The organism is Novosphingobium sp. B-7 (assembly GCF_000410615.1).
GTDB lineage: Bacteria > Pseudomonadota > Alphaproteobacteria > Sphingomonadales > Sphingomonadaceae > Novosphingobium > Novosphingobium capsulatum.
In genome coordinates, this window is sequence record NZ_APCQ01000342.1 from 17,894 (window position 1) to 29,922 (window position 12,029).

At 66.3% G+C, this 12,029-nt stretch carries 11 protein-coding genes; 7 read left to right on the forward strand and 4 right to left on the reverse strand.

Going from position 1 to position 12,029, the window contains the following annotated elements; genetic code table 11:
- Positions 1-47 precede the first annotated feature (47 nt).
- Genes H926_RS0104660 through H926_RS0104670 form a run of 3 tightly spaced genes read left to right on the forward strand, consistent with a single transcriptional unit; the run spans position 48 to position 2,283 of the window.
- On the forward strand, positions 48-1,682 hold the full coding sequence (locus H926_RS0104660) for a long-chain fatty acid--CoA ligase (protein WP_022675282.1): 1,635 nt from the start codon (positions 48-50) through the stop codon (positions 1,680-1,682).
- Positions 1,679-1,999, forward strand: a complete 321-nt coding sequence (locus H926_RS0104665; protein ID WP_022675283.1) for a YbjQ family protein — start codon at positions 1,679-1,681, stop codon at positions 1,997-1,999. Before H926_RS0104660 ends, H926_RS0104665 begins: the two co-directional genes overlap by 4 nt.
- Positions 1,996-2,283, forward strand: coding sequence for a hypothetical protein (locus H926_RS0104670; RefSeq protein ID WP_022675284.1), 288 nt, complete (start codon positions 1,996-1,998; stop codon positions 2,281-2,283). Before H926_RS0104665 ends, H926_RS0104670 begins: the two co-directional genes overlap by 4 nt.
- 133 nt (positions 2,284-2,416) lie before the next feature.
- Here the strand turns inward: H926_RS0104670 and H926_RS0104675 are convergent, their stop codons facing one another.
- The 4 genes from H926_RS0104675 to H926_RS0104690 form a co-directional block, all read right to left on the reverse strand.
- A complete protein-coding gene (locus tag H926_RS0104675; protein ID WP_022675285.1) occupies positions 2,417-3,487 on the reverse strand; it encodes a PA0069 family radical SAM protein in 1,071 nt (356 codons plus the stop codon).
- 173 nt (positions 3,488-3,660) lie between these two features.
- Positions 3,661-4,188 (reverse strand): molybdenum cofactor biosynthesis protein B, encoded by a 528-nt coding sequence (moaB, locus tag H926_RS0104680; RefSeq protein ID WP_022675286.1) that lies wholly within the window; start codon positions 4,186-4,188, stop codon positions 3,661-3,663.
- 15 nt (positions 4,189-4,203) lie between these two features.
- Entirely contained in the window at positions 4,204-5,979 is a 1,776-nt protein-coding gene (locus H926_RS0104685; RefSeq protein WP_022675287.1) for a lytic transglycosylase domain-containing protein, read from the reverse strand.
- A complete protein-coding gene (locus tag H926_RS0104690) occupies positions 5,979-6,755 on the reverse strand; it encodes a uracil-DNA glycosylase family protein (RefSeq protein WP_022675288.1) in 777 nt (258 codons plus the stop codon). Before H926_RS0104690 ends, H926_RS0104685 begins: the two co-directional genes overlap by 1 nt.
- A gap of 149 nt (positions 6,756-6,904) precedes the next feature.
- On the opposite strand from H926_RS0104690, the gene H926_RS0104700 reads away from it, so the two are divergent.
- The 4 genes from H926_RS0104700 to ilvD all read left to right on the forward strand — a co-directional run.
- On the forward strand, positions 6,905-8,551 hold the full coding sequence (locus H926_RS0104700) for an electron transfer flavoprotein-ubiquinone oxidoreductase (RefSeq protein ID WP_022675289.1): 1,647 nt from the start codon (positions 6,905-6,907) through the stop codon (positions 8,549-8,551).
- A gap of 18 nt (positions 8,552-8,569) precedes the next feature.
- Positions 8,570-9,367, forward strand: a complete 798-nt coding sequence (locus H926_RS0104705; protein WP_022675290.1) for a 4-(cytidine 5'-diphospho)-2-C-methyl-D-erythritol kinase — start codon at positions 8,570-8,572, stop codon at positions 9,365-9,367.
- Entirely contained in the window at positions 9,364-10,110 is a 747-nt protein-coding gene (locus H926_RS0104710) for an N-formylglutamate amidohydrolase (RefSeq protein WP_022675291.1), read from the forward strand. The genes H926_RS0104705 and H926_RS0104710 overlap by 4 nt, the downstream gene beginning before the upstream one ends.
- Before the next feature lie 87 nt (positions 10,111-10,197).
- Positions 10,198-12,029 (forward strand): dihydroxy-acid dehydratase (gene ilvD / locus H926_RS0104715; protein ID WP_022675292.1); only part of this gene is annotated, 1,832 nt, incomplete at its 3' end.

Consider the following 12,029-nt stretch of genomic DNA (forward strand, 5'->3'; position numbering starts at 1 on the left):
CACGTCAGCCGGGCGACAAGACCCGGCAGTAACGAAAGGGCAGAGCGATGCTGGGCGGAATGCAGGACTGGCCGCTGCGCGTGGGCCGCTTGGTCGATCACGCCGCGCGAGAGCATGGCACGCGGGCGATCGTTAGCCGCTGGGCCGATGGCCGCGAAACAGAAACCACCTGGATAGAGGTGCGCGACGATGCGGCGCGGCTGGCAGCGACGCTGCGCCGCCTCGGTGTTCAGCCCGGTGATCGGGTGGCGACGCTGGCCATGAACCACGCCCATCACCTGGCTGCCTGGTATGGCATTCCTGGCGCCGGGGCGGTGCTGCACACGGTGAACCCGCGCCTGTTCGACGATCAACTCGAATTCATCGTCAACCACGCAGAAGACCGGGTCATGCTGTTCGACGCGGTGTTTGCCCCGCTGGTGGAACGGATGAAACCGCGCTGGCCCAGCGTGGAGCACTACGTCTGCTTTGACAGCGACGGGCCTGCGCCGGCCTTTGCCGATTGGATCGGCGACGATCGTGCCGATTGGGCGGAGGGTGACGAGCGCGAAGCCTGCATGCTGAGCTATACCAGCGGCACCACGGGCAATCCCAAGGGCGTGCTCTATTCGCACCGGTCCACCGTGCTGCACGCGCTCTCGATGCTGCAACGGCAGGTGTTTGGCCTGGAAAGCCGCAGTGTGATGCTGCCGGTTGTGCCGATGTTCCATGCCGCCTGTTGGGGCGCGCCATGGGCGGCGGCGAGCGTCGGGGCCAAGCTGGTCTTTTCCGCCGTGGCCGAGCCGGCCGTGCTGTGCGATCTGCTGCATCGCCACGCGGTAACCGCCGTGGCGGGGGTGCCCACGGTTTGGCTGGGGTTGACGCAATATGTCGATGCCACGGCCGATGGCGCCTTTCCGCCGGCGCTGCGCGATGTGCTGTGCGGTGGATCGGCCCTGCCGCGCACCCTGGTGGAGCGGTTCATGGCGGCGGGGCTGCGCGTCAGCCATGCCTGGGGCATGACCGAAACCTCGCCCATCGGCACGTCTGGTGGTGAGCCGTGGAACTGGGACTCGCTCGATTTCCAGACGCAGGTCTCGCTCAAGGCGATGCAGGGGCGCCCGCCGTTTGGCGTGGAGATGCGCTGCGTTGATCTGGGCGATGCCACGCGCGTGCTGCCCCGCGATGGCAAGACGGCAGGCGCGCTGCAGGTGCGCGGGCCGTGGGTGATCCAGCGCTATTTCAAGGCCGAGGCCGATGCCGTGGATGGCGACGGCTGGTTCGACACCGGCGACGTGGCGATCCTCCACCCCGAGGGCACGTTGCAGATCACCGACCGGACCAAGGACGTGATCAAGTCGGGCGGGGAATGGATCAGTTCGGTCGATCTGGAAAACATCGCCGTTGGCCATCCGGCCGTGGCCGAAGCCGCCGCGATCGGCATTCCCCATCCGCGCTGGGACGAACGCCCGCTGCTGGTGGTGGTGCCGCGCCCTGGAATGACCGCCACGGCGGATGACCTGCGCGACTATCTGGCCAGCCGGGTTGCCAAATGGTGGCTTCCCGATGCCTTGGTCTTTGTCGAAAGCCTGCCGCACACCGGCACCGGCAAGATTTCCAAGAAGGATCTGCGCGCACAATTCCATGGCTTTTCATGGGATCAAGCGCCATCATCGGCGGCAATCAACGGGAGAGAACCATGATCGTCACGACCACCGAAAACATCGCCGGCCATGAAGTGGTGGAAAGCCTGGGCCAGGTCTTTGGTGTGGTGGTGCGTAGCCGCGGCCTGGCCGGCAATATCGTGGCCGGCCTGCGCACGATCATTGGCGGCGAGATCAAGGAATATTCGGCGCTGGTCGAAGATACGCGGCGCCACGCGATCGATCGGCTGGTGATGAATGCGCGGCTGATGGGTGCCGACGCCGTGGTGATGATGCGTTTCGATTCCGGCTCTATCGGCCAGACCATGAACGAGGTGGTGGCCTATGGCACGGCCGTAAAGCTGGCCAGGCCGTGACCGGCGGGGCGCGCATCGCCGCGCTGGTGACAGCGGGGCTGGTCGGCCTGGGCGGAGTGGCCCTGCATCTGGTGACGGGTCATGGCTGGGGCTTGATCGGCGTTGGCGCGGTGATTGCACTGGGCACGTTGTTCGAAGGGCGTTACCGCGCGCGGATGCCCGAAGGACAGGTGCAGTGGCAGCGCACCGGCGAGTGCGAGGTGGACGTGGAAACCGGCGCGGTGGTGGAAGTGTGGTACGATCCGCTGACCGGCGCGCGCAAGTATGAGCCGGTTGCGGATTAATTGGGCGCTCAGGTTTCCACCACCCCCCGACCCCCTCCTCTGAAGAGGAGGGGGAGTTAAGTAGCTGACATAAAAGCCCCCTCCTCTTCAGAGGAGGGGGTTGGGGGGTGGTGGAAATCATGCGCCGCACCTCTCAAAACAAGTCCATCTGCCCATCCCGCGAGGGCGCGCGGAACTGGCTGCAATCCAGATCGAGCCGCTCCTGCGGTATCCCGGCGCGGCGCAGGGCCAGGCGGAAGCGGGTGCGGACAAGGTCTGCCCACACGCCTTGTGGTTTCATCCGGGTGTGGAAGCTGGCGTCATAATCCTTGCCGCCACGCATCGATTGCACAGTGTGCATCACCTTGGCGGCGCGATCGGGGAAATGGGTGTCAAGCCATTCGCGGAACAGCGGCGCCACCTCGTGCGGCAGGCGCAGCATGATCCAACTGGCCGAGCGCACACCCAGCGCGCCGGCATCCATCAGGATCTGTTCGAGGAACTGATCGGTAATGGCCGGAATGATCGGCGAGACGCCGACATGCGCGGGAACACCGGCCTTCACCAAAGTGCCGAGCGCGGCCATGCGCTTGGCCGGGCTGGCGGCGCGCGGTTCGAGCAGGCTGGACAGGCGCGGATCGAGGCTGGTGATCGAGATGCCGACCGCCACCAGCCGGCGCGCCGCCAGCGCGCGTAGCAGATCGAGATCATCGAGCACGCGCGCAGACTTGGTGGTGATGGTGACGGGGTGGCCCACGTCCAGGCACAGTTCCAGCACTTGGCGCGTGATGCGATAATCCCGCTCGATCGGCTGATAGGGATCGGTGTTGGTGCCCATGGCCAGCGGCCTTGGGCGGTATCCGCGCTTGGCAAAGGCCTGGCGCAAAAGCGCCGCCGCCTGCGGTTTGGCAAACAGCTTCGTCTCGAAATCGAGGCCGGGCGAGAGATCGTGATAGGCGTGGGTGGGTCGGGCGTAGCAATAGATGCAGCCATGCTCGCAGCCGCGATAGGCATTGACGCTGCGGTCAAACGGAATGTCGGGAGAGGCGTTGAACGTGAGGACCGACTTGGGAAATTCCTCGGTCACCGTCGTGCGCAGGGGCGGGGCGGCGCCGTCGATATCAGGCGCCATGTCACGCCAGTCGCCATCGGCCTCGCGCTGGGCAAGGCCGAAGCGCGTGGGCACCGCGCCGGATTGCGCACCCCTGCCTTTGATCGGTTGCATGCATGAGAACATAGCATGAACATGCGGGCAGAGGAAGCCAGTTCCTCCCCGGCACGGGGAGGGGGACCAGCCAAAGGCTGGTGGAGGGGTGTTTGCCTCTCACACAGCGTGTCTGGCTGACAATCCCCTCCACCACGCTTCGCGCGGTCCCCCTCCCCGTGCCGGGGAGGAGCTTACTTTTCGAGCAGCCTTGGCATCAGTTCGACGAAGTTGCAGGGGCGATTGCGGCTGTCGAGCTGTTCGGCCAGGATGCCGTCCCAGCCATCCTTCACCGCGCCGTTCGAGCCGGGCAGCGCAAAGATATAGGTGCCGCGCGCCACCACGGCGCAGGCGCGGGACTGGATCGTGCTGGTGCCGATGGTCTTGTAGCTGAGCCAGCGGAACAGCTCGCCAAAGCCGGGAATGTCGCGGGTCTTTACCCGGTCGAGTGCTTCTGGCGTCACGTCGCGGCCGGTCAGCCCGGTGCCGCCGGTGATGACCACGGCATCTACCTTGGGATCGTCGATCCAGTTGTTGAGCCGGGTGGCGATGACGCCGGCATCGTCCTTGTCGATGCCGCGCGCCACCAGGGCGTGTCCGGCATCGCGAATGCGCTGGGCAAGGATGTCGCCCGAGGTGTCCTCATCCGGTCCGCGCGTGTCGGACACGGTGAGCAGGGCGATGTTGATCGGCTTGAAAGTGCGCGTCGTGTCTATGGCCATGGCGGCGTGATGCGCTCAATTCCCGCCCATCGCAACCCGGACATTGTCTGCGCCGGCCAGGCCCGGGAACTTGGGCCACAAGCCCTGGACCAGGCCGATCCGGCTATCCGACGGGCCACCGGCCTGGCGTTCGTACATCCAGTAGTTGCGCATCACGGCAGAAACATAGCCGCGCGTTTCCCAATAGGGGATCGATTCCATCCACAGCAGCGGATCACCCTGGTCCTTCACCTGGGTGTTCCAGCGCGCCACCGGCATCGGGCCGGCGTTGTAGGCGGCGATCACCTTGGGCAGCAGCCCGCCAGTGGCGCCATTGTCGCGCAGCCGCGTGAGGTAGGTCTGGCCAAACGCCAGGTTCACGCCGGGCAGATCAAGCTGGGTATCACGGCCCTGCATGACCGGATCGGCCCGTGCCATGTCACGCGCGGTGCCAGGCAGCACCTGCATCAGGCCCTTGGCGCCGGCCGGGCTGGTTACCGCCGTGCGGAAGTTCGATTCCTGCAGCGAGTGGGCAAAGAGCAGCGCGGGATCGACTTTCCAGCCATTGGCCGGAACCCACTTGGGCGCGGGGAAGCGTGCCGCTTCATCGGCGCGCGCGCCAGCCGGGGCGTTATAGGCCATCCACAGTTGGGTGGATGGCAGGCCCAGGTCGCGCGCCAGGCGCGAAAGCGGGGCATACTGGCTGGGCGCACCGATCCGCGCCTGATAGCGCAGAACATCGTCGGCCAGACCATCCTCACCGATTTCAGCAAGCTGGACGGCGAGGCGCACATTGTTGACATCGCGAAGCGATTGCCAATCGGTAGCGGAGAAATCGGGCGCTGGGGGCGGCGTCGCGCTGCGCAGGCCGAGTGCCTCTGCGGCCATCATGCCATAGAGCGTGTCGCTGTTGCGGGCAGCCGCGCGCAGCATGCCGGACACCTTTTCCGGCTGGCGGCAGCGCACCATCGCGCGGCTGGCCCAGTAATAGCCGGCCGAAACCAGTTCCGGGTTGCTGCCCTGCGTCGCTGCCTGCTGGAACGCATCGGCCGCAGCCATGCAATCGTCCATGCGCCAGGCAGCGAGGCCGGCGGTCCACAGCGCCTCGGCCACCCATGGGCCAGAGCCGCCCTGCGTGGCGGAGAGCGCGACGAGCCGGGCATTGGCATCGTCGTTTTCGATGTAGAAGCTCCAGCCCACCTTCTGGCGCCATTCGGCGCGGGCGTCGGAGGAAAGGTTGGCGTCGATCCCATCGAGCAGCACGCGCGCGCCGGTGGGGTCATCAGCCTTGATCCGCTCTTGAATGGCCTGGGCCACGCTATCGGGCATCGTGCCATCGGCAATGCTGCGCGGGCGGGTGCGGCGCGGCGTGCTGGGCAGCGTGGCGAACGATTGCGCGCTGGGCGTTATCGGCAGCGAGATGGCCCCGCGCTTGAGCGCCAGGCGGCCGAGCTGGTCGGTCCACGGCAGATCGGGCGCGCGGGCGATCAGATCGGTGAGCGAGGCGAGATCCGCCTTGGGCGAGGTGGCGGCCAGATAATACTGCGCACGGGCCACGGCCTGAAGCGGGCCATCGCTGCGCTGGGCCAGCATGGTCTGGACATTGGTCCAGTCCTGCCGCTCGATCGCGGCGAACAGCTGGGTGTAATAGGTGCGGTCGTCCTGGCTGAGCAGGGTTGGCACCGCGGTGCGGTCTGCCCGGCTGCGGAAGTACTCCACGGCCGCGCTGTTGGCGTGTGCAGGCGCGGCCAGGCCGGCGATGCAGGCAAGGGCTGCAGCCGGCAGGCAAGCGCGGTGAAAGCGCCGGATCATCACGTCAGGTCTGTTCCCGTCCAGTCAAGCAAGCGGTTCCACAAGGCCGCCTTGTGCGCCGGGCGAGCCACGAGCGCCGCAAGGTCGTATGCGAAAACCGCAGGTACGCATCCACCGTCATGGTTAAACTCTCGTAAATCGGCAGCATTATTCGGCAAGCTGTGGCCAAGAAGCGTTGAAATGCCGCTGCGGCCCAGGATCAGCACGCGTTGGGGAGCTGCCAGCGCCGCGTGATGGGCGAGGAGTGCGCCCAGACCTTCTGCCCGCAACTGGCCCCAATCGGGCATCGGCACATGCACCGGCAGGGCGGCGGCGCAATAGACCTGCTCGCGCGCCAAGCCCAAAGCGGCCAGCATCCCGTCCACCACCTTGCCGCCTCGTCCGCTGAGCAGGCCGGCTTCGTCATCCGCCTCGGGCATGGGCAGCAGGATCATCAGCGGCGCGCCGGCCGGGCCGGTGGGGGCGATGCGGCGCGCTGGCGGGAAGGGCAGGCTGGGCGTTTCCAGCCACCAGGCGTGGAAATCATCAAGGGTTTGCGGCCAGTCCCGCGCCAGGCCGCCCATCGCCGGCGGCGGTGGTGGCGGGGCAAAGCTGGCGGCGCCATTTCCGGCCTTGGCATTGGCCTTGGCCGCAGCCTTGCGATCGCTTTCCAGCCAGGATTGCGGCGTATCGCTCAACATTCCATCGAGCCCGGCATCCTCCCACCAGGCAAAGGCAGCGTCGACCAGGGCAGACAGGGAATGGCCGGCGGCCGTGCCGGCAGGGGGCTGGCTCATGCCGCAACCTGTGGCGCGATGCCTTTTTGTCTCATGAGGCAGCTTGTCATGCACACCCTATTGACCTTGGGCGCCCCAGCTTTCAAGGCTGCGCTGCATAATCGCGTGATTAACAGCCCTCAGCAGGAACGGGCGATGGAGCGGGGACGATGAGCGAACGGGAATCGATGCCTTATGACGTGGTGATCGTCGGTGGTGGGCCTGCAGGCCTGGCTGCCGCGATCCGGGTGAAGCAGCTCAATCCCGAACTTTCGGTGTGCATCCTGGAAAAGGGCTCCGAAATCGGCGCGCATATCCTGTCCGGCGCGGTGGTCGATCCCAAGGCGCTGGACGAACTGCTGCCCGAATGGCGCACCATGGGCTGCCCGATGGCCGAAGTGCCGGTGACCGACAACTGGCACTGGGTGCTGACCAAGACCAAGAAGTACGCCATCCCGCACTGGCCGATGCCGCCGTTCATGTCGAACGAGGGCAATTACACCGGCAGCCTTGGTAACCTGTGCCGCTGGCTCGCCGAACAGGCGACCGAACTCGGCGTGGAAATCTTCCCCGGCTTCCCCGCTGCCGAAGTGCTGTTCAACGAGGCCGGCGCCGTGATCGGCGTGGCCACGGGCGACATGGGCGTGGCCAAGGATGGCAGCCACAAGGGCGATTACCAGCCCGGCATGGAACTGCATGCCAAGTACACCCTGTTTGCCGAGGGTGCGCGCGGCAGCCTGACCAAGCGGCTCAAGCAGCATTACGATCTTGAGCGTGATTGCCAGCCGCAGGTCTATGGCCTGGGCATCAAGGAATTGTGGGATATCGATCCGGCCAAGCACGTGCCGGGCCGCGTGCTGCACACCCAGGGCTGGCCGCTGTCGGAAAGCAATTCGTGGGGCGGCGGGTTCCTCTATCACCAGGCCAACAACCAGGTGGCCTTGGGCTTTGTCACCGCGCTCGATTACGCCAATCCCTATGTCTATCCCTACGAGGAATTCCAGCGCTGGAAGCAGCACCCGGAAATCCGCGCCATCCTGGAAGGTGGCCGCCGCGTGGCCTATGGCGCGCGCGCGATCAACGAAGGCGGCTGGCAATCGGTGCCGCGCCTCTCGTTCCCCGGTGGCGCGCTGATCGGCTGCTCGGCCGGCTTCGTCAACGTGCCGCGCATCAAGGGTAGCCACACCGCGATGAAAAGCGGCATGCTGGCGGCCGAGGCGATCGTGGCGGCAGCCGCCGCCGGGCGCGAGCATGACGACATGGTGGAATACGATGCCGCCGTGCGCGACAGCTGGATCGCCAAGGAACTCAAGCTGGTGCAGAACGCCCAGCCGCTGGTGTCGAAGTTCGGCGGTTCGTGGGGCACGATCCTGGCCGGGGCCGACATGTGGGCCCGCGTGCTCAAGGTCAATCCGGTCAAGGGCCTCAAGCATCATACCGATGCCGAGGCGACGCAGCGCGCCGATCTCTACAAGCCGATCGCCTATCCCAAGCCCGATGGTGTGATCAGCTTCGATCGCCTGACCAGCGTGTCGTTCTCGTACACCAATCACGAGGAAGACCAGCCGTGCCACCTGGTGTTGAAAGACCCCGAGGTGCCCACGCGCGTCAACCTGCCGCTCTATGCCGGGCCAGAGGCGCGGTTCTGCCCGGCGGGTGTCTATGAATTCGTGGGTGTGGAAGAAGGCACGCCGCGCCTGCAGATCAACGCGCAGAACTGCGTGCATTGCAAAACCTGCGACATCAAGGACAAGACCCAGAACATCGACTGGGTCACGCCCGAAGGTGGCGGCGGCCCCAATTATCCCAACATGTAAGGCCCTGTTGTTCAGACCATGGATGAAACGGCCTTTGCCAAGATCAACCTGGCGCTGCACGTCCGCGCGCGGCGCCAGGATGGCTATCACGCGCTGGAAACTGCGTTCGCCTTTGTCGACACCGGCGATGAACTGGCGGTAAGCCCGGCAGCGCAGGATGCCTTGCGCGTGGTCGGTGAATTTGGCGGAGAACTGGCCGATCCCTTTGGCAATATCGTGGCCAAGGCGCTGACTACGCTGCCGCGTGAGCAAGGCTGGGCGGTCACGCTGGAAAAGCGCTTGCCGGTGGCGGCCGGGCTGGGTGGTGGATCGGCCGACGCCGGCGCGGTGTTTCGCCTGGTCGAGCGGGCGCAGGGCCTGCCGAAGGATTGGCACGCGCGCGCCGCTGCGCTGGGCGCCGATGTGCCCGCTTGCGTAGCGAGCCAAGCCTGCATCGGGCGCGGCACCGGCACCGAGCTGGAAGCGGTGGACAATCACTTGGCAGGGTGCCCGGTGCTGCTGGTCAATCCGCGCATTCCGCTGGCGACCGGACCGGTGTTCAAGGGCTGGGATGGCGTCGATCGCGGCCCGCTGCCTACCGGAAACCTGCGCACCATCGCGCTGGACGGGCGCAACGATCTGGAAGCACCGGCGCTGGCGCTGGTGCCGCAGATCGGTGACGTGCTCGCCGCGTTGCGCGCCACGGGCGCATGGCTGGTGCGCATGTCCGGCTCTGGCGCGACGTGTTTTGCGCTGTTTGACGATACCGTCGCGCGCGATGCCGCGCAGGCGGCAATGCCTGGTGCATGGTGGACTCTGGCCGGAGCGTTGCGATGAGCGCCGAGGCCTGGACCCTGTTGGGCACGCCCACAACAGGTGGGGTGCTGATCGTTTCCGACCACGCATCGGCGCGTGTGCCAGGCGATATCGATCTGGGCATCGATCCTGCCCTGCTGACCCAGCACATGGCCATCGACATTGGCGTGGCCGGCATCGCCGCCATCCTGGCGCAAACCCCGGGCGTTGCGGCATTCCTGGGCGGGGTGAGCCGTCTGATCTGCGATTTCAATCGCGATGCCGATGCGCCGGGCGTTGTGCCCGAAGCGAGCGACGGGCATGCGATCCCCGGCAACCGGCTCGACGCCGCTGCTCGCGCAGGGCGGCTGGCGCGGTTCTTCGATCCTTATCATACCGCGCTGGCGCGAATACTGGCGACGAATGAACCGGCACTAATCCTTTCGCTGCACAGCTTTACGCCGCGTCTTTCAAGTGATCCCGAACAGCAGCGGCCGTGGCACGTCGGCGTGTTGTACAACGACGATGCGCGCGCCGCAGCGCTGGCGCTCGATTGGCTGGGTCAAGAGCCGGGCCTGTGCGTGGGCGATCAGCAGCCCTATTCGGGCCGCCTGCTCAATGCCACGATGAACCGCCATGCCGAGGCGCACGGGCGGGCCTATGTCGGGCTGGAACTGCGCCAGGATCTGATTGGCGACGCGGCGGGCCAGGCGGAGTGGGCCGCGCGGCTCTCCCGGTTGTTGCCAGCGGTGGTTGCGGGCCTCGCCAAAAAGTCGCAAATGTAACCTTGGACGCGTCGGCTCACGTGGAGTAGGGGCACGTGCTTGCGCCTGCGCGGCGCGAGAAAATTGCATGCCTGGAGTTTCCGAACAATGCCCGCCTACCGCTCCCGCACCTCTACCCACGGCCGCAACATGGCGGGCGCGCGCAGCCTGTGGCGCGCCACGGGGATGAAGGATGGCGATTTCGGCAAGCCGATCGTCGCCGTGGTAAACTCGTTCACGCAGTTCGTGCCGGGCCACGTCCACCTCAAGGACCTGGGCCAGATGGTGGCGCGCGAGATCGAGGCCGCGGGCGGCGTTGCCAAGGAATTCAATACCATCGCGGTGGATGATGGCATCGCCATGGGCCACGACGGCATGCTCTATTCGCTGCCGAGCCGCGATCTGATCGCCGATAGCGTGGAATACATGGTCAACGCGCACTGCGCCGATGCGATGGTGTGCATCTCCAACTGCGACAAGATCACGCCGGGCATGCTGATGGCGGCGATGCGCATCAACATTCCCGTGGTGTTCGTTTCGGGCGGGCCGATGGAAGCGGGCAAGGTTGTTCTGCGCGGCAAGGAACACGCGCTCGACCTGGTCGACGCCATGGTCGTGGCCGCCGATGACAACTACACCGACGAGGAAGTGGCCGATATCGAGCGGTCGGCTTGCCCGACGTGCGGTTCATGCTCGGGCATGTTCACCGCCAATTCGATGAACTGCCTGACCGAAGCGCTCGGCCTCTCCCTGCCCGGCAATGGCTCCACCCTGGCGACCCACGCCGATCGCCAGCGCCTGTTCCTGGAAGCAGGTCGCCTGGCGGTGGACCTGTGCAAGCGCTATTACGAAGAGGGTGACGAGAGCACTCTGCCGCGCTCGATCGCCAACTTCCGCGCGTTTGAAAACGCGATGAGCCTCGACATCGCCATGGGCGGTTCGACCAACACCGTCCTGCACCTCTTGGCCGCCGCGCACGAAGCCGGGGTCGATTTCACCATGGCCGACATCGATCGCCTGTCGCGCGGGGTGCCGGTGCTGTCCAAGGTGGCACCGGCCAAGAATGACGTGCACATGGAAGACGTGCACCGCGCCGGCGGGATCATGGCGATCCTGGGCGAATTGGACCGCGCCGGGCTGCTGCATACCGATACGCCGACGGTTCATGCACGCACCATGGCCGATGCGCTGGCGCAGTGGGACGTGGCGCGCACCAATGCGCCCTCGGTACAGGAGTTCTATCGCGCGGCCCCTGGCGGCGTGCCCACGCAGACCGCATTCAGCCAGAGCCGCCGCTGGGCCGAGCTGGACCTCGATCGCGAAAACGGCGTGATCCGCAGCGCCACCCATGCCTTCAGCCAGGACGGCGGGCTGGCCGTGCTGGCCGGCAACATCGCCGCCGACGGCTGCATCGTGAAAACAGCGGGCGTGGATGAAAGCATCCTCACGTTCACCGGCCCGGCCAAGGTCTATGAAAGCCAGGACGCTGCGGTGACCGCGATCCTCACCGGCCAGGTGGTGGAAGGCGACGTGGTGCTGATCCGCTATGAAGGGCCCAAAGGCGGCCCCGGCATGCAGGAAATGCTCTATCCCACCAGCTATTTGAAGTCCAAGGGCCTGGGCAAGGCCTGCGCGCTGGTGACGGACGGGCGCTTTTCGGGCGGCAGCTCGGGCCTGTCGATCGGCCATGTCTCGCCCGAGGCGGCCGAGGGTGGGGCGATCGGCCTGGTGGAAACCGGTGACCTGATCGCCATCGACATTCCTGGCCGCAAGATCGATGTGCTGGTGTCGGCCGATGAACTCGCCCGCCGCCGCGCCGCGATGGAGGCCAAGGGCGCCGATGCCTGGCAGCCAGCCAAGCCGCGGGCGCGCAAGGTTTCGGTGGCGTTGCAGGCCTATGCCGCGATGACCACGAGCGCGGCGCGCGGCGCGGTGCGCGA